The 22,769-nt window shown below is 73.7% G+C and carries 19 protein-coding genes and 1 rRNA gene; 6 read left to right on the top strand and 14 right to left on the bottom strand.

Features of this window, described 5'->3' with window-relative positions; all coding sequences use genetic code 11:
* Positions 1-42 precede the first annotated feature (42 nt).
* Positions 43-1,845 carry a glycoside hydrolase family 15 protein gene (locus AB0J57_RS30010; protein ID WP_366131491.1) on the top strand — a complete coding sequence of 601 codons (1,803 nt, stop codon included), beginning with the start codon at positions 43-45 and terminating at the stop codon, positions 1,843-1,845.
* Here the strand turns inward: AB0J57_RS30010 and AB0J57_RS30005 are convergent.
* Positions 1,842-3,461 carry an NAD(P)/FAD-dependent oxidoreductase gene (locus tag AB0J57_RS30005; protein WP_366131490.1) on the bottom strand — a complete coding sequence of 540 codons (1,620 nt, stop codon included), beginning with the start codon at positions 3,459-3,461 and terminating at the stop codon, positions 1,842-1,844. The two genes, AB0J57_RS30010 and AB0J57_RS30005, sit on opposite strands and share 4 nt — an antisense overlap.
* Positions 3,462-3,472: 11 nt before the next feature.
* Positions 3,473-4,999 (bottom strand): APC family permease, encoded by a 1,527-nt coding sequence (locus AB0J57_RS30000; protein ID WP_366131489.1) that lies wholly within the window; start codon positions 4,997-4,999, stop codon positions 3,473-3,475.
* Between the two features lie 169 nt (positions 5,000-5,168).
* Between AB0J57_RS30000 and AB0J57_RS29995 the strand changes: the two genes are divergently transcribed.
* Positions 5,169-6,791 carry a PucR family transcriptional regulator gene (locus tag AB0J57_RS29995; RefSeq protein WP_366131664.1) on the top strand — a complete coding sequence of 541 codons (1,623 nt, stop codon included), beginning with the start codon at positions 5,169-5,171 and terminating at the stop codon, positions 6,789-6,791.
* 434 nt (positions 6,792-7,225) lie between these two features.
* On the opposite strand, the gene AB0J57_RS29990 is transcribed toward AB0J57_RS29995, so the two are convergent.
* From AB0J57_RS29990 to recN, 3 genes are all read right to left on the bottom strand, one after another.
* Positions 7,226-8,305, bottom strand: coding sequence for a glycosyltransferase family 4 protein (locus AB0J57_RS29990; RefSeq protein WP_366131488.1), 1,080 nt, complete (start codon positions 8,303-8,305; stop codon positions 7,226-7,228).
* Positions 8,306-8,395: 90 nt separating this feature from the next.
* Entirely contained in the window at positions 8,396-9,160 is a 765-nt protein-coding gene (locus tag AB0J57_RS29985; RefSeq protein WP_366131487.1) for a hypothetical protein, read from the bottom strand.
* 55 nt (positions 9,161-9,215) lie between these two features.
* Positions 9,216-10,934, bottom strand: a complete 1,719-nt coding sequence (gene recN / locus AB0J57_RS29980) for a DNA repair protein RecN (protein ID WP_366131662.1) — start codon at positions 10,932-10,934, stop codon at positions 9,216-9,218.
* Positions 10,935-11,130: 196 nt separating this feature from the next.
* Between recN and AB0J57_RS29975 the strand changes: the two genes are divergently transcribed.
* On the top strand, positions 11,131-12,444 hold the full coding sequence (locus AB0J57_RS29975; protein WP_366131486.1) for an FtsX-like permease family protein: 1,314 nt from the start codon (positions 11,131-11,133) through the stop codon (positions 12,442-12,444).
* 91 nt (positions 12,445-12,535) lie between these two features.
* Here AB0J57_RS29975 and AB0J57_RS29970 read toward each other — a convergent pair whose 3' ends face one another.
* Genes AB0J57_RS29970 through AB0J57_RS29960 form a run of 3 tightly spaced genes read right to left on the bottom strand, consistent with a single transcriptional unit; the run spans position 12,536 to position 14,572 of the window.
* Positions 12,536-13,462: an NAD kinase gene (locus AB0J57_RS29970; RefSeq protein ID WP_366131485.1), complete on the bottom strand. Its 927-nt coding sequence runs from the start codon at positions 13,460-13,462 to the stop codon at positions 12,536-12,538.
* A complete protein-coding gene (locus tag AB0J57_RS29965) occupies positions 13,459-14,274 on the bottom strand; it encodes a TlyA family RNA methyltransferase (RefSeq protein WP_366131484.1) in 816 nt (271 codons plus the stop codon). Before AB0J57_RS29965 ends, AB0J57_RS29970 begins: the two co-directional genes overlap by 4 nt.
* Positions 14,275-14,281: 7 nt before the next feature.
* Positions 14,282-14,572: a hypothetical protein gene (locus AB0J57_RS29960; RefSeq protein WP_366131483.1), complete on the bottom strand. Its 291-nt coding sequence runs from the start codon at positions 14,570-14,572 to the stop codon at positions 14,282-14,284.
* Positions 14,573-14,614: 42 nt separating this feature from the next.
* Here AB0J57_RS29960 and AB0J57_RS29955 point away from each other — a divergent pair, with 42 nt between their 5' ends.
* Positions 14,615-14,962, top strand: a complete 348-nt coding sequence (locus AB0J57_RS29955) for an SCP2 sterol-binding domain-containing protein (protein ID WP_366131482.1) — start codon at positions 14,615-14,617, stop codon at positions 14,960-14,962.
* A gap of 244 nt (positions 14,963-15,206) precedes the next feature.
* Here the strand turns inward: AB0J57_RS29955 and AB0J57_RS29950 are convergent, their stop codons facing one another.
* The 4 genes from AB0J57_RS29950 to AB0J57_RS29935 form a co-directional block, all read right to left on the bottom strand.
* Positions 15,207-16,052 (bottom strand): ABC transporter ATP-binding protein, encoded by an 846-nt coding sequence (locus tag AB0J57_RS29950; RefSeq protein WP_366131481.1) that lies wholly within the window; start codon positions 16,050-16,052, stop codon positions 15,207-15,209.
* Positions 16,053-16,114: 62 nt separating this feature from the next.
* Complete coding sequence (locus AB0J57_RS29945; protein ID WP_366131479.1) at positions 16,115-17,173, bottom strand: iron chelate uptake ABC transporter family permease subunit; 1,059 nt, start codon at positions 17,171-17,173, stop codon at positions 16,115-16,117.
* On the bottom strand, positions 17,170-18,228 hold the full coding sequence (locus AB0J57_RS29940) for an iron chelate uptake ABC transporter family permease subunit (protein WP_366131478.1): 1,059 nt from the start codon (positions 18,226-18,228) through the stop codon (positions 17,170-17,172). Before AB0J57_RS29940 ends, AB0J57_RS29945 begins: the two co-directional genes overlap by 4 nt.
* Positions 18,229-18,280: 52 nt before the next feature.
* Positions 18,281-19,312: an HAD-IIA family hydrolase gene (locus AB0J57_RS29935; RefSeq protein WP_366131477.1), complete on the bottom strand. Its 1,032-nt coding sequence runs from the start codon at positions 19,310-19,312 to the stop codon at positions 18,281-18,283.
* Between the two features lie 75 nt (positions 19,313-19,387).
* Between AB0J57_RS29935 and AB0J57_RS29930 the strand changes: the two genes are divergently transcribed.
* On the top strand, positions 19,388-20,674 hold the full coding sequence (locus AB0J57_RS29930; RefSeq protein ID WP_366131476.1) for a DUF1015 domain-containing protein: 1,287 nt from the start codon (positions 19,388-19,390) through the stop codon (positions 20,672-20,674).
* Between the two features lie 63 nt (positions 20,675-20,737).
* Here AB0J57_RS29930 and AB0J57_RS29925 read toward each other — a convergent pair whose 3' ends face one another.
* A complete protein-coding gene (locus AB0J57_RS29925; protein ID WP_366131475.1) occupies positions 20,738-21,400 on the bottom strand; it encodes a tetratricopeptide repeat protein in 663 nt (220 codons plus the stop codon).
* Between AB0J57_RS29925 and AB0J57_RS29920 the strand changes: the two genes are divergently transcribed.
* Complete coding sequence (locus tag AB0J57_RS29920) at positions 21,341-22,603, top strand: hypothetical protein (RefSeq protein WP_366131474.1); 1,263 nt, start codon at positions 21,341-21,343, stop codon at positions 22,601-22,603. The genes AB0J57_RS29925 and AB0J57_RS29920 overlap by 60 nt on opposite strands.
* A gap of 74 nt (positions 22,604-22,677) precedes the next feature.
* Here AB0J57_RS29920 and rrf read toward each other — a convergent pair.
* Positions 22,678-22,769, bottom strand: a 5S ribosomal RNA gene (gene rrf, locus AB0J57_RS29915); the annotation flags it as partial.

Here is a 22,769-nt window from a genome sequence, read left to right as displayed (position 1 = left end):
GCCCCACGGGGGCGAACGTTGCCGTTCGACTGGAGATTGCACGTGGCCGGGCGCATCGAGGACTACGCACTCATCGGAGACATGCAGACCGCCGCCCTGGTCTGCCGGGACGGAACGGCCGACTGGCTGTGCCTGCCCCGCTTCGATTCGCATGCCGTCTTCGCAGGACTCCTCGGTACCGAGGAGCACGGTTTCTGGCGGATCGGGCCGGCGCACGCCGATGACGCCGAGCCGCCCGCCGCCGACCGGCGCCGGTACGTCGGGGACTCGCTGATCCTGGAATCCGAGTGGGACACGGGACGCGGCACTGTCCGCGTGACCGATTTCATGCCGCCGCGTGACGGCGCCCCGCAGCTCGTGCGGATCGTGGAGGGCGTCAGCGGCCGGGTACCAATGCGGTCCGCGCTGCGGATGCGGTTCTCCTACGGCCGCGTGGTGCCCTGGGTGCACCAGGTGGAGGGCCGGACGGTCGCCGTCGCCGGCCCCGACTCCATCTGGCTGGACACCGACGCGGAGACGCACGGCGAGGACCTCACCACGTACTCGGACTTCACCGTCAAGGAGGGCGACCGGGTCGCCTTCACCATGAGCTGGCAGCCCTCGCACCACCCGCAGCCGCCGATGGCGGACCCGCTGGGCGCGCTGGAGGCCACGTCCGAGTTCTGGCGCGAGTGGGTCGAGCACTGCACCTACCGGGGGCCCTACCGCGAGGCCGTGGTCCGCTCACTGATCACCCTGAAGGCGCTGACGTACGCCCCGACGGGCGGCATCGTCGCCGCGCCCACCACCTCCCTGCCGGAGGACATCGGCGGCGTACGGAACTGGGACTACCGCTACACCTGGCTGCGGGACGCGGCGATCACCCTGTCCTCGCTGCTGCGCACCGGCTACCGCGAGGAGGCCCGTGCCTGGCGCGAGTGGCTGCTGCGCGCGGTCGCCGGCGACCCCGAGAACCTCCAGATCATGTACGGCATCGCCGGTGAGCGCGAGCTCGGCGAGGCGGAGCTGGACTGGCTGCCGGGCTACGAGAACTCCGCCCCGGTGCGGGTCGGCAACGGCGCCGCGCAACAGCTCCAGCTCGATGTGTACGGCGAGGTCACCGAGGCCCTGCACCTGGCACACATGACGGGCCTGTCGCGCAACGACTACGCCTCCCTCCTCCAGCTCAAGCTGATCCGGTACCTGGAGGACCACTGGGACCAGCCGGACGAGGGCATCTGGGAGGTGCGCGGGCCGCGTCGTCACTTCACCCACTCCAAGGTGATGGCGTGGGTCGCGGTCGACCGGACGATCAAGCTGATCGAGTCGGGTGACGTGGACGGGCCGCTGGACAAGTGGCGGGACCTGCGCGACACGATCCACCGGGACGTGTGCGAGAAGGGCTACGACCCGGAGCGCAACACCTTCACGCAGTCGTACGGCTCGAAGGAGCTGGACGCCTCACTGCTGCTGATCCCGCAGATGGGCTTCCTGCCGCCGGACGACAAGCGGGTCATCGGCACCATCGAGGCGATCCAGCGGGAGCTGTCCACGGAGGACGGTTTCATCCTCCGCTACCCCACCGAGGGCGCGGAGGAGGGCGTGGACGGCCTGCCGGGCGACGAGGGCGCGTTCCTGGCGTGCTCGTTCTGGATGGCGGACGACCTGGCGATGATCGGCCGGGTCGACGAGGCACGCAAGCTGTTCGAGAAGCTCCTGGGACTGCGGAACGACCTGGGGCTGCTGGCGGAGGAGTGGGATCCGCGCCTGCAGCGCCAGGTCGGGAACTTCCCGCAGGCGTTCAGCCACGTGCCGCTGATCGACACGGCACTGCGGCTGACCGCCTCGGGCGCGTACGGCGGTTAACACACCGCGATGACTTCCCGGGCGGCGCGCTCGCCCTCGGTCGCGCCGCCCTCCATGAAGCCCTGGAAGTCGTAGGAGCAGTGCTCGCCGCCGATGTGGATGCGGCCGCCGGGGCCCTGCGCGGTGCCCTCGTACCCGGCGTACCGGTGCAGGTAGCCGACCGGCCACATCGAGTACGCGCCCAGCGTGTACGGGTTGCGGTGCCAGGCGGAGAGCTGGGCGCGGCCGGTCCAGGCCTTGGACGTGCCGGGGAAGAACGCGTCGATGCCGCGCAGGCGACGGGCGGCGAGGTCGCGGACGTACGGGTCGGACTCGGTGGAAAACGGCCCGGCGGGCGTCAGGGACTGGGCGAGGGTGCCGCCGTTGTACTGGATGAGGATGCCGCCCGTGCCGGGCTGGATCTTGGTGGTGTCCCAGGTCTGCTGGACGTCGGTGTCGGTGAAGCAGTCTCCGGCGGAGACGCCCGGCCACGGGCCGGTGCCGCGCCAGGGGCGGGTGCCGCACTGCATGTTGAGCTTGGTGCAGTGACCCATGCGCGCGTCACGGAGCAGGTCCTTCATGAGCGGGTCGAAGCCCGCCTGGGTCAGGTCGAGCCGCTTGAGGATCGGCAGCGGTACGCACAGGATCGTGTGGTCGGCGGTGACCGTGCGGGTGGTGCCGCCCTCGCTGAAGGTGAGGGTCTGGGTGCCATCCGCGTTGGCGCGTACGGCGGTCAGCGACCAGCCCATGCGGAGGGTGCCGGAGGGCAGGGACCTCGCTATGGCGTTGGGGAGTTGGTCGTTGCCGCCGGTGATGTGGTAGCGCTCGTTGGACAGGCCCCAGACGTTGAAGTGGCCGGGATTGGTCTGGTAGCCCATCAGCAGCACGAGGGCCAGGGAGGACTGCTCGGTGGTCTCGGCGCCGTACTCGACGTTGTAGGCGACGTCGATGAACTGGCCGAGGGGCGAGGAGTGCCCGCCGGGGACACGGCTCTCGATCCAGTCGTATATCGACATGTTGTCGAGTGCGGTGCCGGCCGGGGTGGACTGGTTCCACTTCACCTCGCCGGCTTCCTGGAGGTCCCGGTGGAGCTGCTGGTAGACGGCCTTGAAGTCCTCGTCGGCCTGGTGGCGCGGGTAGTAGGTGCCGTCGAACCACAGGACTTCCTCGGCGCCGGCCGGCCCGCCGCCGAGGAAGTCCTCCAGCGGCAGGTCGAAGCGGCGGCAGAGCTCCTGGATCTTCTTGTGGCTGGTGTCGATCAGCTCGCCGCCGATCTCGGAGATCTGGCCGTAGGCCCAGTGGTCGCGCTGCGTCCACATGCGGCCGCCGACGCGGGTCGGGTTGGCCTCGTACAGCGTGCAGTTCAGGCCCGCGTCCTTGAGGGTGAGGGCGGCGGTCAGGCCGGCGATTCCGGCGCCGACGACGGCGATGCGCGGGGCGGTCGCGGCGTGGGCCCGGGTGGTAGTGGCCGCCACGGCGGTGCCGACACCGGCGGCGAGGCCGAGGGCGGCGGCGCGCTGGAGCAGTTCGCGGCGGGTGGAGCCGCGTACGGCGGCGACGGGCATACCGAGCCGTTCGGCGGCGGCGCGGTGGGCGGCTATGTCGCGCAGGGCGCGCATCAGGGGCGTACGGGACATGGTGGTGCTCCTCAGACGGTCGCGGCGGGCTGGTCGTCGTGCTGCTGGGTGTCGTCGTCACGCTCGGCCGCGTCCTCGAGGACGATCCGGCCGATGATCTCGTACCGGTCGGGCTGTTTGGCCTTCAGGTAGAAGCCGAGCCCCAGGCCGCCGAAAAACACGGCGCCGACGATCCACGGGATGAGGGTGAAGAAGAGGGAGTCGGCGGCGAGACCCGCGGCGGTCTCCATGTTCAGCACCAGCAGGACGACCACCGCCGTCATGCCGATGCCGCCGAGGAGCGGTGCGGTGAACGTCCTGAACCAGTGCCGGTCCTCGGGGTGGTTCTTGCGGAAGTAGCCGATGACGGCGAACGAGCACAGCGTCTGGACGATGAGGATCGCCATCGTGCCGAGGATCGCCAGCAGCGTGTAGAGGTGGATGTACGGGTCCTGGCCGGTGAGCCAGAAGGCGCCGACGAGGACGACGGCGATGGCGCTCTGCACGTAGGAGGCGATGTACGGCGAGCCGTGCGTGGCGTGCGTACGGCCGAGTGCCGGGTGCAGGAAGCCCTCGCGGCCGATGGCGTACAGGTAGCGCGAGGCGCACTGGTGGAAGGCCATCCCGCAGGCGAAGGAGCCGGTGAGCAGCAGCCACTGGAAGGCGTCGACGGCCCAGGCGCCGATGTACGAGCGCGTCGGGTCGAAGAACAGGTCGAGCGGGCTGGCGGACGCGGACACCTTCACGGCGCCGTCGAGCCCGTTGCCGGCGATCGTCATCCACGACACGTAGATGTAGAAGAGCCCCACGCCGACGACGGAGACGAGGGTGGCGCGGGGAATGACGCGCTTGGGGTCGCGGGACTCCTCGCCGTACATCGCGGTCGACTCGAAGCCGACCCACGACCAGAAGGCGAAGAAGAGGCCCAGTCCGGCGGAGGCGCCGGTGAAGGCGTTGGCGGGGTTGATGGGCTCCATGGGTATGCCGTCGGGCCCGCCGCCCGCGAGCAGCACCGCTGTCGCCACCGCGAAGAGCACCGCGACCTCGGCGACGAGCATCACGCCGAGGGCCTTGGCGGTGAGGTTGATGTCGAAGTACGCCAGGACGGCGGTGACGGCCAGCATCGCGGCCGCGTACACGATCCACGGCAGGTCCACGCCCAGTTGGTCGGCGACGGTCGTCTTGGTGAAGTAGGCGAAGACGCCGACGATCGAGGCCTCGAAGACGATGTACGCGAGGACCGCGAGCATGCCGGAGGCCATACCGGCGATACGGCCGAGGCCGTGCGAGATGTAGCCGTAGAAGGCGCCGGCCGCGGTGATCCGTTTCGCCATGGCGACATAGCCGACGGAGAAGACGGTGAGGACGAGGGTCGCGAAGAGGTAGCCGGCCGGGGCGCCGGTGCCGTTGCCGAAGCCGACCGCGATGGGCAGGTTGCCGGTCATCGCGGTGATCGGCGCGGCGGTGGCGACCGCCATGAAGACGACGCCGACGAGGCCGACGGAGTTCGCCTTGAGCCGCTGCACCTCGCGGCCTGCTGGGGTGGGATTCTGTGCCATGGCCGGACACCTTCCTCCCGAGTGACGTACGCCACAATCGACAGGCGGTCACGCAAATGGCGGGCCGGCACGACGAGTTGTCGCCCGCTGCCGGCAGTCGTCATCTCCCGGTGATGTCCTGGGCACACGCCCGCGGGTAGCGTCCGGCCGTATGACCTCGATGACCTCCATGAACGACCAGGGCGGGATCACCGTGCAGCGGGCGCTGGAGCTGCCCGGGCTGCGCGGTGGGCTCCCGGAGGTGGTGACCGGGGCGGACCGGCTGCACCGGACGGTGCGCTGGGTGCACGCCGGCGAGGTGCCGAACATCGCGTCACTGCTGAAGGGCGGCGAGCTGCTGCTGACGACCGGGCTGGGGCTCGGTACGCGGCCGGCCGAGCAGCGGGCGTTCGTGCGGCGGCTGGCGGAGCGCGGGATCGCGGCGCTGGTGGTGGAGCTGGGGCCGAGGTTCTCCCGGCTGCCCGCGACGATCGTGGAGACGGCGCGGGCGGCGGGGCTGCCGCTGGTCCAGCTCCACCGGGAGGTCCCGTTCGTCTCGGTGACGGAGGAGGTCCACACCGAGATCGTCAACGGGCACTACGCGCTGCTGCGGCGGGCCGAGGACGTGCACCGGCGGTGCACGGAGGCGCTGCTGGGCGGGGGCGGGGTGCCACAGGTGCTGGGCATCCTCGCCGATTTCGCCGCCAATCCGGTCTTTCTGGAGACCGCGGACGGCCAACTGCTGTACGCCGCGGGCGGCGGTGCGGGGCCGGCCGATCCGCTCCAGGTGTGGGAGGGGCTGCGCGGCCAGCGCGAGGCGCGGGAGGCGGGCCCGCCGGCCGGGGCGGTGCTGGTGGACGTGCCGGGCGGCGGTCCGGGCGCGGCCGCGGTACGCGCCCGCCTGGTGCTCCTTTCCGTCTCGGGCGCGCTGCTCCCCGTCCACCGCATGGCGGCGGAACGGGCGGCGGGCATCCTGGCGGTGGTGCTGATGCAGGCACGGCAGGAGGAGGAGCTGGCGGCGCGGGGCCGGGGCGACTTCCTCACCGACCTCGCGGAGGGCCGCATCACGGCGGACGACGCGCCCGCGCAGGCGCGCGTGCTGGGGTTCAAACCGGGAGACGGCCCCCTGCTGCCGGTCGTCATGCGCCTCGCGTCCGATGTGATGCCGTCCGGCAACTGGTCCGTGCTGGCCCGCGCCGTGCTGGAGGAGCTGTCCGCCGTGGGCGTCCCGGTCCTGCTGGGCGTCCGCCCCGTCGAGGGCCGGGTCCCGCTCCTGCTGGGCCTGCGTACCTTGTCGGAGCGGGCGGCGGTCGCCGACCGGGTGGCCGCGGCGCTGCGGGCGGGCGTGGCGCGGGCGGGGCTGGAACGCGCGGGGGCCGGGGCGCCGGTCGTGGTGGTGGGCGTCGCGGGCAATTGGGCGGCGGCGTCGGCGGGCCTGCGGCACGCGGCGGAGACGGCGACCGCGGCACAGGGCCTGCCGGAGCGCCCCTGGTACGACGCGCGGCGCCTGGACATCGACCTGCTGCTGTGGCGGCTGCGGGATCATCCGGACCTCGCCGCCTTCGTGGACCGGGCGATCGGCCCGCTGCGCGACCACGACCGCACGTCGCGTCCGCCCCTGCTGCCGACGCTGGAGACGTACCTCGCGCACGCGGGCCGCAAGGCGGAAACGGCCCGCGAACTGCACCTCAACCGCCAGACGCTCTACAACCGCCTGGCCCGCATCGGCGACCTCCTCGGCACGGACCTGGACGACCCGCAGACCGTCCTGGCCCTCTCCCTGGCCCTCCGGGCACGCCGCCACACGGCGTGAGGTGCCCGGGACCGGGCCGCGCTCCCGGACCGCGAGGCGCGGGGTGAGGGGGCGGAAGCCCCGCGGCGCGAAGCTGCCGCGCACGGGGGCGTGGGGGCGTACCCCCGCGAGGCGTGGGGGGGCCGGCCCACCTCCGGCGGTGCGAAGCTGCCGCACACGGGCCATGGGGAAGCGCCAGCCCCCATCCCCCCAGGCAGCAGGCCCGGAGGGGGAGCCGGCGGCTCCCGGCGGCGCGAAGCCGCCGCACGGGGCCGTGGGGGCGCCGGCCCCGCAACCGGCCACCCGGCACGAGTCCCGGGGCGGAACCAGCGCATCCGGCGGCGCGAAGCCGCCGCACGGGGCCGTGGGGGTTGCGCCAGCCCCCGCAGCGGCCGCTCGGCCAGGGGCCGGGGGCGGAGCCCCCGGTTTCGGGAAGGGGCGGGGTGGGGGAAACGTCACCCGCCCGCGCACAGCTCGTCGTACACGCTCAGCACCTGGGCGATCGTCTCGTCCTCCGTCGGCCACGTCCCCGCCTGTGCCCGCCCCGCCGCCGCCAGCCCGGCCCGCCGCGCGGGGTCGGCGAGCAGGGCCGAGACCGCGGCCGCCAGCGCGCCCGCGTCCCCGTACGGCACCAGCACCGCCGCGTCCCCGACCAGTTCCGGCACCCCGCCCACCGCCGTGGCGACCAGCGGGACGCCGAGCCGCAGGGCTTCCTGGGCGAGTGGGGCGCGCGCCTCCCAGCGGCTCGGGAGCACCGCCACGTCCGCCGCCGCGAGCAGCGCCGTGACGTCGTCGCGCCGCCCGAGCAACCGCACCGGCAGGCCCTCCGCGTCGATCCGCCGCTGGAGCCCGGGCCGCTGCCGCCCCTCCCCCGCGACGGCGACCAGCGGCACCGGGTCGTGGCACAGCCACAGCCGGGAGGCGTCCAGGAGCGTGCCGTAACCACGGTGCGGTTCCAGCGCGCCGACTGCCATGACCAACGGCCGGTCCATGGCGCCGAGTTCCGCCCGCGCCTTGCCCGCTTGCGCCTCGGCGACGCCCTCGTGCGGGGCGGGGACCGAGACGGGACCGAGCCGCGCGTCGCGGGCGCCGCGCCGCCGTGCCCGGTCGACGAGTTCGGACGAGGTACCCAGCACAACGGCCGCTGCCCGTGCGGTCTTTCGCTCCATGAGCCGGATCAACTGGCCACGGGCACCCTCGGCGTGCGTACGCGTATGCCACGTCACGACGAGCGGTACGGGCTGGGAGCCCAGTGCCAGCCCGGCACGCACCGAGGCGTTCAGCCCATGGGCGTGGACCACGTCGGCGCCCGTGAAAGCCATGCGCAGGGCCCCGATGGCGACCGGGTCGCTGCGGCGCGGTACGGGCATGAAGTGGGCCCCGGTGCCGAGGAAGTCGTAGTCGTGGTCCAGTTCGGCGGGGGCGCACACGGTCACTCGTACGCCCCTCGCCACCAGCCCGGCGGCCAGTGATCTGACATGAGCGCTGCTGCCCGCGCTGCCACCGCCCAGCACTTGGACCGTACGCAGTGTCACGTGCCCAAGAATGCCAGCCCGTACGCACGTTCCGGCACCGCCCGGGCGAAGCGGCCGTGTCGCGGGGCGTAAACCGCGCCCCGCGATCACTCACACGGGTGATCCTGCCAGGCGGCTGACGGTGTCTCCGTACGCCGCGGCGGCGACCAGCCCGGCGGCGTGGACCGCGAGCCCGGCGCGCCCGTTGGCGGCGGCGATCGCGGTGCCGAGGGCCGCGCCCAGGGCGTGGGCACCCGCGTCGCCGAGCATGGTGCGCTCACCGAGGTCGTCGGCGACGACGGCGGCCGCGGCGCCCATCGGCGCGGCGGCGAGCGGCCCGCCGCGCAGCAGGCCGGGCACCCCGAGTGCGAGAACCGTGAGGGCTGCCCGGCCGGGCCGTACGTCCACCAGGTTGACGAAGTGGGCGGTACCGGCGATCACCACGCCCGCGAGGACCTTGTCGACGGGCCGCTCCTTGAGCAGCGCGCCGGCGGCGAGAGCGGCGGCGCCCACCCCGAAGAGCTTGACGGCCCCGCTGGTGACCTCGCCGTCCCGCAGGGCGCCCAGGTGGGCCCGGAAGCCCCGCCGGTGGTCGCCGTTCCTGTCGTCGTACGCCCCGCAGGCGCCCGCCGCGAGCCCGGCCAGCACGGCGGCGCCCCGCTCCCGGCCGCTGCCGCCCGCCGGGAGGGCGCCGAGCGCGGCGCCGGCGGCCACGGCGGGCCCGGCGTACAGGTCGACGGTCCGCCCGGCGTAGTTCTTCCGCCGCCAGCCCTCGCCCCGCCGGCCCTCGTCGTGCCGCGACCGCAACGCCCGGTACACGCCACGGGCGGCCCCGGCGGCGACGGCGAGCCCCATGACCCTGCTCAATCCGATCATGGGATCACCTTACGAACCCCGCGCCCGGCATCCATCAGGGCATCGCCATCGTCCGTCAGGCGTCCGCCCTGGCCGTCGCCAGCAGCTCCTCCGCGTGCGCCCTGGCCGTCTCGGAGTCCTCCTGGCCGGCCAGCATGCGTGACAGCTCGCGTACGCGGTCCTCGCCCTCCAGGACGGTGACCCCGGACCGCGTCACGGACCCGTCGTTGGTCTTCTCGACGAGCAGTTGACGGTCGGCGAAGGCCGCGACCTGCGGCAGGTGCGTGACGACCACGACCTGGGCCGACTTGGCGAGCTTGGCCAGCCGACGCCCGATCTCCACGGCCGCCTTGCCGCCGACGCCCGCGTCGACCTCGTCGAAGAGGTACGTCGGCACGGGGTCCGTACCGGCGAAGACGACCTCGACGGCGAGCATCACCCGGGACAGCTCACCGCCCGACGCGCCCTTGGCGATCGGCCGGGGCGGCGCTCCCGGGTGCGGGGCGAGCAGCAGTTCGACCTCGTCGACACCGGCCGGCCCGTAGGCGACCGTCCGGCCGCCGACCTCGACGCCCTCCGGGTCGTCGGTCTGCCGGATGTCGAACGACACGCGCGCGTGGGGCATGGCGAGCGACGCCAGCTCGGCGGTGACGGCGTCCGCGAACCGCGCCGCCGCCTCCGTCCGCGCGTCCGTCAGGGCCTGGGCCAGCCCGGACAGTTCGGCGCGCAGGGCGTCCCGTTCGGCCGCCAGCTCGCCGATCCTCTCGTCGTCACCGTCCAGTTCGGTGAGCCGGGCGGCGCCCTCCTCCGCCCAGGAAAGGACGGCGGCGACATCGGAGCCGTACTTGCGGGTGAGGGCCGTCAGCGCGGCGCGCCGCTCCTCGACGGCGGCCAGGCGCCGGGGGTCGGCGTCGAGATTGTCGGCGTACCCGGCGAGCTCCCCGGCCACGTCCGCGAGGAGGATCGAGATCTCGCCCATCCGGTCGGCGAGCGCGGCGAGCGCCGGATCGTGCGACCGTACGGCGTCCAGCGCCCGCTGCGCGCCCGCGACCAGGGTCGTCGCGTCGAGGACCTCCGGGTCCTCGGGGTCGCCCGCCAGCGCCCCGTGGGCCAGCGCGGCGGCGGACGCGAGGGCCTCGGCGTGACCGAGGCGCTCGGCCTCGGCGGCGAGCTCCACGTCCTCGCCCGCCCGCGGCTCGACCGCCTCGATCTCGGCCAGCCCGAAGCGCAGCAGGTCGGCCTCCTGCGCCCGCTCACGCGCGCGCGTGGTCAGCTCGTCGAGCTGGGCGGTGACCGCCCGCAGCCGTCGGTACGCGTAGGTGTACTTGGCGAGCGGGACGGCCACCGCGTCACCCGCGTACCGGTCGAGCGCGCCCCGCTGCCGCGCCGGCTTGAGCAGGCCCTGCTGATCGGTCTGGCCGTGCACGGCGACGAGTTCGTCGGCCAGCTCGGCGAGCACGCCGACCGGCACGGAACGCCCTCCCAGGTGCGCGCGGGAGCGGCCCTCCGCCGAGATGGTGCGGCTGATGAGCAGCGCGCCCTCGTCGAGTTCGGCGCCCGCCTCCTCGGCCCGGACGGCGGCGGCCGCGCCGGGCGGCACACTGATCCGGCCCTCGACGACCGCGGACGGCGAACCGATCCGTACCAGGGCGGGGTCGGCGCGCCCGCCGAGCAGCAGTCCGAGGCTGGTGACGACCATGGTCTTGCCCGCGCCGGTCTCGCCGGTCACCGCGGTGAAACCGGGTGACAGCTCGACCACCGCGTCGTCGATGACCCCGAGCGACCGTATCCGCATCTCCTCCAACACGGAGAAGACCTTACGAGGTCCGGGGCCCGCTGTGCGACGGCCCCCGCCCCGCGTCGCCGAAGCCGCAGGTCGGGGCGCGGAGGCCGCCGTCATCTGTCACCCGCCGGAGTGGGGATAACCCCCCTCTCGATCCGGGGAGCAGCGTCATGGCGCGGGCCGTGCGCCGCCCGTCACCATGATCACTATGAGTATCCGACTCGCCCTCGCCTCACTGCGCGCACACCCGCCGGCCTTCATCGGCACGGCGGTCGCCGCGCTGTTCGCGTCCACCGTCGTCAGCGCGTCGACGATGATGCTGATGGTGCCGACCGCGCCCGGGACCGGCGAGATCGCGCTCGTGCTGCTCGTCGGATCGGTCTACATGTCGATTTTCGTGGTCGCGTCCACGATGGGCACGGCCATCGCCCAGCAGCACCGCGAGCTGGCCCTGGTGCGCGCGGTGGGCGCCCGCCCCGGCCAGATACGGCGGGCCGTGGCCGTCCAGGCCCTCGCCGCCTCGCTCCCGGCGGCGGCCGCGGGTTTCGCCCTGGGCGGCCTGCTGGCCCGGGTCTGGTTCGGCGGCATGGTGACGCACGGGCTGGCACCGGCCGGGGCGGAATTCCGGTTCGGCTGGCTCGCCCTGCCGGTGTGCCTGGCGGTCGCCGCCGTGACGTCCACGGTCGCCGCCGTGCTGTCCTCGCTGCGGTTCTCGCTGCTGCGCCCCGCCCGGGCGCTCGCGGAGGCCTCGTCGGGCGGCCGGCCCGGGCTGGGGTGGCCGAGGGCGGTGCTCGGGCTGGTCGCGGTGGCGGGCGGGGCCGCCCTGAGTGTCCTGCTCCAGCGGCAGCCGGCCGAGAAGGCGGGCCAGGGCGCGTTCCTCGTCCTCATCCTCTTCTGCGTCGGTACGGGGCTGCTGGGCCCGCGCCTCATCGGCCCGGCCGCCCGGCTGGTGTCGGCGGTCACCGGCCGGATGGGCGGGAGCGCGCGGCTGGCGATGCTCAACGTACGTTCCCAGCCGAGGCGGTTCGCGGCCGCCGTCGTCCCGCTGGTCCTCGTCGTCGGGTTCGGCTTCACCAAGATCGCGGCCCGTACCACCGCCGAGTACCGCACGGGCTCGGCCGGCACGGCGAGCGAGGTGTGGCTGGACTACTGCGGTACGGCTCTGTACGCCGGCTTCGCCGCGATAGCCGCGGCCAACACGCTCGCCATGGTCTCGTTCGAGCGGCGCCGCGACGTGGCGCTGCTGCGGGTGGTCGGCGGCCAGCGCCGCCAGGTACGGGCGATGGCGGCCTGGGAGGCGCTGACGGTCACGCTGACCGCGCTGCTGCTGGGCGGGGCGATCGGGCTGGCGACCCTGGCCCCGCTGCTTCGGGCCGCCTTCGGGTCACCCTTCCCCTACGTGCCGTGGCCGGTGCTCGCCGGCATCGCGGCCGGCACGCTGCTGCTGACGCTGCTGTCGACGGGCCTGCCCGTACGTGCGGTGATGCGCCGGCGCGCGATATCGGTGGTCAAGGCCACCTAGGCCCGGGTCGACCAGGCGCCGACCCGGGCCCCGGCCAGACCCACACACCCAACCCGACCAGACCGACCGCGGCGCGGCCGCCCACGCCCCCTCAGTGCGGCGCGCCGCGCCAACCCGACACCGGGAGGGCGAACTTGGCGACCAGCCGGTCCGTGAACGACGCGTGGTGGAGCCGGGCCAGCCGTACCGGCACCGCCCCGCGCCGGACCTCCACCCGTGCGCCGGCGGGCAGTTCGACGGTGCGCCGCCCGTCGCACCACAGCACCCCGTGCGGGGTGTGCGGCTCGACCTCCACCGCCAGCACCGAGTCCGGCGTCGTCACCAGCGGCTTGGCGAACAGCGCGTGCGCCCCGATCGGCACCATCAGCAGTGCCTCCACCTCGGGCCAGATCACCGGACCGCCCGCCGAGAAGGCGTACGCCGTCGAACCGGTCGGCGTCGCGCAGATCACCCCGTCGCAGCCGAAGCCGGTCACCGGCCGGCCGTCGATCGCCAGGACGACCTCCAGCATGCGCTCTGCCGAGACCTTCTGTACGGCGGCCTCGTTGAGCGCCCAGTCGCTGTGCAGCACGTCGCCGTTGTTGTACACGGTGACGTCCAGGGTCATGCGCTCCTCGACCTCGTACGCCCGCGTGACCACCCGGTCCACGACCTTGTCGAGGTCGTCGCGCTCGGCCTCCGCGAGGAAGCCGACCCGCCCCAGGTTCACGCCGAGCATCGGCACCCCGGAGGCGCGGGCGAACTCCGCGCCGCGCAGCAGCGTCCCGTCACCGCCGAGGACGATCAGCAGCTCGCACCCGTCCAGCACGTCGGGCGACGCCTCCGGCACCGTCTCGACCGTCGGCGGCAGGGGCAGGTCGGCCGCCTCGGCGGCGAGGACGCGCACGCCGATGCCGCTGCGCAGGAGCCCGAGTACGACCAGCTCGGCGCTGCGGACAGCAGCCGGCCGGCCGGTGTGCGCGAGCAGGAAGACGGTGCGGGGTGCAGCAGTCGTCGTAAAGGCTGTCGATGAACTCAACGAGGTCCCTCCGCCACGGCGCGTTCCACATCCGCCGGATCCAGCGCGGGCGCGCCCGCCCGCAGCCACAGAAAGTACTCGACGTTGCCGGACGGGCCGGGCAGCGGACTGGCGGTGACGCCCAGCACGCCGAGCCCGAGTTCGCCGGCCTGCCGCGCCACGTTGCGCACCGCCTCGGCGCGCAGCTCGGGACTGCGGACGACCCCGCCGCTGCCGAGCCGTTCCTTGCCCACCTCGAACTGCGGCTTCACCATCAGCACCAGGTCGGCGTCGGGCGCCGAGACGCCCGCCAGGGCGGGCAGCACCAGCCCCAGCGGGATGAACGACAGGTCGCCCACCACCAGGTCCACCGGATCTCCGTCGATCGCGTCCAGCGTCAGCTCACGCACATTCGTACGGTCCTTGACGGTCACGCGTTCATCGCTCTGGAGCGACCAGGCGAGCTGCCCGTAGCCGACGTCGACGGCCACCACGTGCGCGGCCCCGGCACGCAGCAGGACGTCGGTGAACCCGCCCGTCGACGCGCCCGCGTCCAGCGCCCGCCGGCCCTCGACCTTCAGCCCGCGCGGGACGAACGCCGCCAGCGCCCCCGCGAGCTTGTGGCCGCCGCGCGAGACGTAGTCGGGGTCGGCGTCGTCCTGCGCGACCACGATGGCCGCGGCGGTCTCGACCTGGGTGGCGGGCTTGGTGGCGGTGGTACCGCCGACGGTCACCCGCCCCGCCGCGATGAGCTGACTCGCGTGCTCCCGCGAGCGGGCCAGCTTCCGGCGTACCAGCTCGGCGTCGAGACGGCGGCGTGCGACTCCTGCCACGTTCGGTTCAGCTCCTGTGTTCGTACGAAGGCGAAGGCTGGGGACCCGCGTCGAGCGCGGCCAGCGCCTCCCGCAGCCCCCGGTGTACATCCTCGTACACCTCCAGGTGCCCCTCCGCCGGGAGGTGGTCGGCGTCACCGAGCCGCTCCAGAGCCGCGTCCACCCGGGGGTGCCCGGTCGGCATCCGCTCGACGCCCAGGGGCGCGGGCGCGGCCGGGTCGCAGGACTCCACGGTCCGGTCCCCGGCGCCTTCCGGGATCTCGGGGGCCTCGGGGGCCTCGGGCATCAAGTCGCTCATGCCCAGACGCTACCGCGAAGGGCTGCGGTACGGTCGGTCACGATGGCCACGATCGAGGAGTGCCGCAGCGCACTCGACAGACTCTCCGACAACCTCCGGCACGCGAACGGCGAGGTGCGCAGCGCCGCGGCGCTCGACCGCACGCTGAGCTGCCACATCACCGACCTGGACACCACCTTCACGGGCCGCCTGGTGGGCGGCCGGATCGAGGTGCGGGACCGGTTGGACGGCCCGCCCCGCGAGAAGGCCGAAATCCGGCTGGCCATGGCCGGCGACGACCTGGTGGCGCTGGTGGACGGCGAGCTGAACTTCGCGAAGGCGTGGGCGTCGGGCCGGATCAGGCTGGAGGCGGGCTTCCGCGACCTCCTGCGCCTCCGGTCCCTCCTGTAGCGAGACCCGAGCGGCCCGGGACCGCAGCCGGAGCGGCCCAGGCCGGGGACCCAAGCGGCCCAGGCCCGGGACCCGAGCGCCCCAGGCCCACGGCCCAAGCGGCCCAGGCCCACGGCCCGAGCGCCCCAGGCCCAGGACCCGAGCCGCCCCGGCCCGGGCGACCGGCCCCGCTCCGCCCCGGCCCAAGCCCCCCCGGGCCGCCGCCCTGAACCCCGCCACTCCCCGCCGCTCTCCCGCTGAGCCCCTACTCCCCCACCGCAGCCGCAGCACCCGCCGCGGCAGCCACCCGCGACCCGCGTGACCGGGCCTGCCTGGACGCCGGTACGACCAGCGGCGTGCCCGTCTCGGGGTCGTCGATGACCTGGCAGCGCAGCCCGAAGACGCGCTCGACCAGCTCGGCGGTGACCACCTCGGACGGGGGGCCCTCCGCGACGATCTCCCCGTCCCGTACGGCGATGAGGTGCGTGGCGTACCGGGCCGCGTGGTTCAGGTCGTGCAGGACGGCGACCAGGGTGCGGCCCTGGGTCTCGTGCAGTTCGGCGCACAGGTCGAGCACGTCGATCTGGTGCTGGATGTCGAGGTACGTCGTCGGTTCGTCGAGCAGCAGCAGCGGGGTCTGCTGGGCGAGCGCCATGGCGATCCACACGCGCTGGCGCTGTCCGCCCGACAGCTCGTCGACGTACCGGTCGCCCAGCTCGCCCACGCCCGTCGCGTCCATCGACTCCTGGACGATGCGCTCGTCCTCCGGGGACCACTGGCGCAGCAGGCCCTGGTGCGGGTAGCGGCCGCGCGCGACGAGGTCCGCGACGGTGATGCCGTCGGGCGCGATGGAGGACTGCGGCAGCAGACCCAGCGTCCTGGCGACCTTCTTGGCGGGCATCGAGTGGATGGCCTGCCCGTCCAGCAGCACCCGCCCCGCTGTCGGCTTCAGCATCCGCGACAGGGCCCGCAGCAGCGTCGACTTGCCGCACGCGTTCGGGCCGACGATCACCGTGAACGAATTGTCGGGTATCTCGACCGAGAGGTCACGGGCGATGATCCGCTGCTCGTAGGCGAGGGTGACCGCCTCCGCGCTCAGGCGCTGCTGCATGGACGTACTCCTGGCGTTCTTCTCGTCGTTCACGGGGTTCCCCCGGTTCCCGGGGGCGGGGGTCATATGCGGCCTGCCTTGCGCTCGGTCACCAGCAGCCACAGCAGGTACACGCCGCCGACGACGCCGGTCACGACACCCACCGGCAGCTCCCGCTCGCCGAAGGCGTTGGTGGCGGTCCAGTCGGCGACGAGCAGCAGCGCGGCGCCCATGAGGGCGGAGGCGGCGAGGTTGGGGCCGGGGGCGCGGGTGAGCCGGCGGGCGAGCTGCGGGGCGCTCAGCGCGACGAAGGTGATCGGACCGGCGGCGGCCGTGGCGACGGACACCAGCAGCACCGCCGACCCCATCAGCACCAGGCGCGTCTTCTCCACCTTCACCCCGAGCGCGTACGCGGCGTCGTCGCCCATCTCCAGCATCCGCAGCGGCCGCCCGTACCCCAGCACCAGCGGCACGAGCAGGGCGCACACGGCGAGCAGCGGCCAGAACTGGGCCCAGTCACGGCCGTCGAGGGTGCCGGTCATCCACAGCACGGCACGGGTGGCGTCGATCAGGTTCGCCTTGGTGATCAGGTAGTGGATGACGGCGGTCAGAACGGCGGCCGCGCCGATGCCGATGAGCACCAGCCGGAAGCCGTGCACGCCCCGCTTCCAGGCCAGCAGGTAGATCAGTACGCCGGTCACCACACCGCCCACGACGGCGCCGCCCGCCACGGCCGTGGCGCTGCCCCCGAAGAGCACGATCACGGTCAGCGCGCCGACGGTGGCGCCCTGCCCGAAACCGATGATGTCGGGGCTTCCCAGCGGGTTGCGCGAGACGGACTGGAAGACGGCGCCGCCGAGGCCCAGCGACGCGCCCACGAGGACCGCCACGAGGACGCGCGGCAGCCGCAGGTCCTGGACGATGAACTCCTGCGCCATTGTGCCGTTGCCCAGCAGCGTGGCGACGACGTCGCCGGGCGCGATCGGGAAGTCGCCGCTGCCGATGAGGACGACGCCGGCCGCCAGGGTCACCACCGCCAGCAGCAGCACGACGACGGCGGCGCGCGGCTCGTAGCGGACGGACAGGCCCCCGGGCGTACGGAGGGCTTTCACCGTACGTGCGGTCACGGTACGTGCGGTCACAACTGGGCCATCCTCTTGCGGCGTACGAGGTGGATGAAGACGGGCCCGCCGACGAGCGCGGTCACGATGCCGACCTGGAGTTCGGAGGGCCGGGCCACGACCCGCCCCAGCACGTCGGAGCCCAGCAGGAGCACGGGCGAGAGCACCGCCGCGTACGGCAGGATCCACCGCATGTCGGGGCCGGTCAGGGCGCGCACGAGGTACGGGACCATCAGGCCGATGAAGACGATCGGCCCGCACGCGGCGGTCGCGGCGCCGCACAGCAGCGTCACCGACACCATGCCGAGGGCGCGCGTCCGGTTCAGGTGCGCGCCCAGCGCGCGGGCGGTGTCGTCGCCCATCTCCATGGCGTTGAGCGGCCGCGCGATCAGCAGCGCGAGGACGACGCCCACGCCGATGAACGGGGCCACGCTGCGGACCGTCGCCATGTCGGCGTTGGCCAGCGAGCCGACGGTCCAGAAGCGCAGCCGGTCCAGGGCGGCGGAGTCCAGCAACTGCACGGCGTTGACGTACCCGTACAGCGCGGCCGTCGCCGCCGTACCCGCGAGCGCGAGCCGTACGGGGGTGGCGCTCCGGCTGCCGCCGAGCGCGTACACCACCACGGACACGACGGCGGCGCCCAGGAACGCGAACCACACGTAGCCGGTCAGCGAGGTGACGCCCAGGAAGCTGATGGCGGTCACGACGGCGGCCGATGCGCCCGCGTTCACGCCCAACAGGCCGGGTTCGGCGAGCGGGTTGCGGGTGAGGGCCTGCATCACCGCGCCGGACAGGCCCAGCGCGACGCCGACGATCACTCCCAGGACGGTCCGGGGCATCCGCAGGTCCTGGATGAGGACGTCGTTGCCCGTACCGGAGCTGTGGAACAGGCCGTGCCACACATCGCCGAGCGGGACCGGCTTGGCCCCGACCACGATGCTCGCGACACAGATCAGCAGCAGGACACCGACGGAGACCAGCAGTCCCGCCGCGCGCACCGCACGGCGGCGGCCCCGGGCGGGCTCGGCTGCGGCTGTCGGATCCGCGCTCTGTTCGGGAGGACTGTCGATCAACACCCGGTTAGGTTAGCCTACCTTTCCCTGCCCTCCACGGGCGGACCGCCGGCCCTCACCACCCCAGCCGGGCCAGCGCCTTCCCCGCGTCCAGCGCGCACGAACCGTCCCCGGCGTACGTCCACGCCGCCGCGCACAGCGCCCGCAGCCCGTCGATGACGTCCCCTTCCCCCTCCAGCACCAACGCCGCACCCCTCACCGACGCCGTCCACCCGCCACACCCGAATCCGGCCTCCGCCGTCCCGGCCACCTCCGGCTGCCCGGTCAGCAGCCCCCGAAGATCGGCGTCCACGTACGTCGGCCGGTGCTCCGGCACTGCGGCCAGCAACCGGGCCGCGTCCGTCACCCCGGTCAGCACCAGCAGCGAGTCCACACCCCCGTTGAACGCCCCCTCGATGTCGGTGTCCAGCCGGTCCCCCACCACCAGCGGCCGCTCCGCACCCGTCCGCAGGATCGTCTCCCGGTGCATCGGGGGCAGCGGCTTGCCGGCCACCTGCGGCTCGGCGCCCGTCGCGATGCGCACCACCTCCACCGCCGCCCCGTTCCCCGGCGCGATGCCCCGCCCGCTCGGGATCGTCAGATCGGTGTTGGACGCGAACCACGGCACCCCGCGCGCGATGGCGTACGACGCCTCCGCGAACCGCCCCCACGGCAGCTCCGGCCCCCCGTACCCCTGCACCACGGCCGCCGGGTCGTCATCGGCCGACTCCACCGGCTCCAGCCCGCGCTCACGCAGCGCGACCCGCAGCCCCTCACCGCCGACCACCAGCACCCGCGAGCCCCGCGGGAGCTGCTCGGCGATCATCCGGGCCACCGCCTGCGCCGAGGTGATCACATCGGACGGCTCGGCCGGCACCCCCAGCTCGGTCAGATGCGCGGCGACCGCGTCCGGCGTCCGCAACGCGTTGTTGGTGACGTACGCGAGGTGCATCCCGCCGTCCCGGGCCGCCCCCAGCGCCTCCACCGCGTACGGGATCGCCTCCCCGCCCGCGTACACCACCCCGTCCAGGTCGAGCAGCGCCGTGTCGTACGCCTCGCTCAGCGCGCGCGCACTGCCACCCGGCCGGTTCCTGCCCCGCTGCCCCATGTCCCGAACTCCTCGCTGACGAAAGCCGATGCCCCCGATCATCGCTCATACCCTCGATCCACATACGATGCAGGGATGAACACCACAGGTTCTGCGGCCAACGGCGGTCTGCACCTGACACCTTTCCGTGGGCTGCGCTATGTCCCCGAACGGGTCGGGAGCCTTGCCGCGGTGACCTCTCCGCCGTACGACGTCGTCGTCCGGCCCGACGGTGTGCACCACCTGGAGTCGGCCGACCCCCACAACATCGTCCGGCTGATCCTGCCGCAGGCGGCCACCACCGAGGCCCGCCACCGCCAGGCCGCCGACACCCTCCACGCCTGGCTCTCCGACGGCGTCCTCGCCGCCGACGCCGAGCCCGCGCTCTACGTGTACGAGCAGCGCAAGGGCGACCTCCTCCAGCGCGGCCTCATCGGGGCCCTGGAGCTCACCACCCCCGCCGAGGGGATCGTCCTGCCCCACGAGGACGTCATACCGCACGTCGTCGAGGACCGCGCCTCCCTCATGCGCACGACGGCCGCCAACCTCGACCCGCTGCTCCTCACCTACCGGGGCAATGGCACCGCCACCGGCGCGACCGCCGTCATCGAACGCACCGCCCTCCGCGCGCCCCTCCTCGCCACCACCACCGAGGACGGCATCAGCCACCGGCTGTGGTCCGTCACCGACCCGGCCGCCCTCGCCGAGGTCGCCGACGACCTCGGCCGGCACCAGGCACTGATCGCCGACGGCCACCACCGCTGGGCCACCTACCTCCGCCTCCGCGAGGAACACCCCACGCCCGGCCCCTGGAACTACGGCCTCGTCCTCCTCATCGACACGGCCCGCTACCCGCTCCAGGTCCGCGCCATCCACCGGCTCCTCAACCGCCTCCCGGTCGCCGACGCGCTCACCGCCCTGGACGACACCTTCCGCGTCCGCACCGTCGACGGCCCCCTCCCGGCCGCCCTGGACGCCCTCGCCGACGCCGCCTCGGAGGGCAACGCCTTCCTCCTCACCGGCGGCGGCACCGGCCCCTTCCACCTCATCGACCGCCCGGCGCCGGACCTCCTGGCCCGTACGATCCCGGCGGACCGCCCGGAGGCCTGGCGCACGCTGGACGCGACCGTCCTGCACGCCGCACTCATCGACGACATCTGGCGCGTCCCCGACACCCCCGAGGACATCACCTACATCCACGACGCCGAGGCCGCCGTCGCCCAGGCCGAACGCCGGGGCGGAACGGCGGTCCTGATGCACCCGGTACACGAGGAAGTCGTCCGCGACCTGGCCCGCCAGGGCGTCACCATGCCCCGCAAATCGACCTCCTTCGGCCCCAAGCCCGCCACGGGCCTGGTGCTGCGCAGCCTGGACGTCGACTGACGCGGTCACGCAGGCATACGAAAGGGGCGGCACCCGCGAGGGTGCCGCCCCTTTTCACGTCAGTCAGTCGCGCGACTCGTCGTCCGCCTCGACTTCCTCTCCGTCCTCCGCGGCGGCGTCGACGAACTCCACCCCGTCCAGCTCCGCCAGCCGGTCGGAGGCGTCGGTCGAGCCGTCCTTGTCGGCCTCCAGCGCCTTGGCGAACCACTCCCGCGCCTCGTCCTCACGCCCCGCCTCCAGCAGGGCGTCGGCGTACGCGTAGCGCAAGCGCGCCGTCCACGGCTGGACGGAGTTGGACGCCAGCTCCGGGCTCTGAAGGGTCACGATCGCGGCATCGAGCTGCCCCATGTCCCTGCGCGCCCCGGCGGCGACCAGCCGCATCTCGACCTGGCCGACCTTGTCGAGCTTCTGCACCTCGGGCTCACCGGCCATCGCCATCGCCCGCTCGGGCCGCCCCAGGCCGCGCTCGCAGTCCGCCATGACCGGCCACAGCTCCACGCTCCCGGTCATCCGCCGGGCGGCCCGGAACTCGGCCAGCGCCTCCGCGTACTTCTGCGTCGCGTACGCGGCGAAGCCGGCGGCCTCCCGCACGGCGGCCACGCGCGAGGCCAGCCGCAGCGCGATGCGCGAGTACGCGTACGCCTTCTCCGGGTCCTCGTCGATCAGTTGGGCGACCATCACCAGGTTCCTGGCGACGTCTTCGGCCAGCGTCTTCGGCAGGCTCATCAGCTCCTGCCGGACGTCCTTGTCGATCTCGTCACCGGTGACCTCCGGCGGGATGGGCAGCCGCTTGATGGGCTCCCGCTCCCGGTCACGCCGATCATCCCGGCGGTCGTCCCGACGGAACCCACCACGGTCGTCCCGCCCCCGGTACCCACCCCGGTCACGGTCGTCCCGCCGAGGCCCACGCGGCCGGTCATCCCGGCGGTCGTCCCGACGGAACCCACCCCGGTCGTCACGCCGGTCGTCCCGACGGGGCGCCCGCTCGTCGCGCGGGAAGCCACCACGGTCGTCACGGCGATCGTCACGAGGCCGGTAACCGCCACGGTCGTCACGCGGGAACCCGCCACGGTCATCACGCCGGTCGTCACGCCGCTCATCACGACGGAAGCCACCCCGGTCATCACGACCACGATCGTCCCGGCGAGGCCCACGGTCGTCACGGTTGAACGCCGGGCGGTCATCGCGACGGAACCCGCCACGGTCGTCGCGCCGGTCGTCACGCCGCTCATCACGACGGAAGCCACCCCGGTCATCACGACCACGGTCATCCCGGCGAGGCCCACGGTCGTCACGGTTGAACCCCGGGCGGCCACGGTCGTCGCCCCGGTCGTCACGGCGGAACGCGGGCCGCTCGTCACGACGGAAGCCGCCGCCACCGCCACGGTTGTCGTCCCGGCGGAAGCCGCCACGGTCACGGTCATCCCGCCGGAAACCGCCACCGCCGGCCGAGGGGCGCCCACCGCGGTCGTCCCGGCGGTCATCGCGCCGGTCGTCCCGGCGAGGCGCGCGGTCGTCACGGGGGAACCCGCCACGGTCATCACGCCGGTCGTCCCGACGGAACGCACCACGGTCATCACGGGGGAACCCGCCACGGTCATCACGCCGGTCATCACGGCGGAACCCGCCACGGTCGTCACGGCGGTCGTCCCGGCGAGGCGCGCGGTCATCGCGGCGGAATCCACCGCCACCACCGCCACCACCGCCAGCGGGGCGCCCGCCACGGTCGTCACGGTCACGACGGAACCCGCCGCCACCGCCACGGTTGTCGTCGCGACGCGGCCCACGGAAGCCGCCCCGCTCACCACCGTCCCTACGACGCGGCTCGCGCTCCGGACGATCGTCGGGGGAGTTGGTGGACATGGCTATGGCTCCTGTCTTCGGGTACCGCAGTCATTCTCGCGCAGCCGGCCGCCCGACGCGCTTTGAGAAAAGATCAAACAAAAACAAAAAGGACCCTTGGTCCCAGCATGCACGCTGGGACCAAGGGTCCTTCAAAGATTGTTCGGCGGCGTCCTACTCTCCCACAGGGTCCCCCCTGCAGTACCATCGGCGCTGAAAGGCTTAGCTTCCGGGTTCGGAATGTAACCGGGCG

The sequence above is a fragment of the Streptomyces sp. NPDC049837 genome (assembly GCF_040674455.1).
GTDB lineage: Bacteria > Actinomycetota > Actinomycetes > Streptomycetales > Streptomycetaceae > Streptomyces.
Note: the sequence above shows the minus strand (reverse complement) of the source record. Positions and strands in the feature narration are given on the sequence as shown.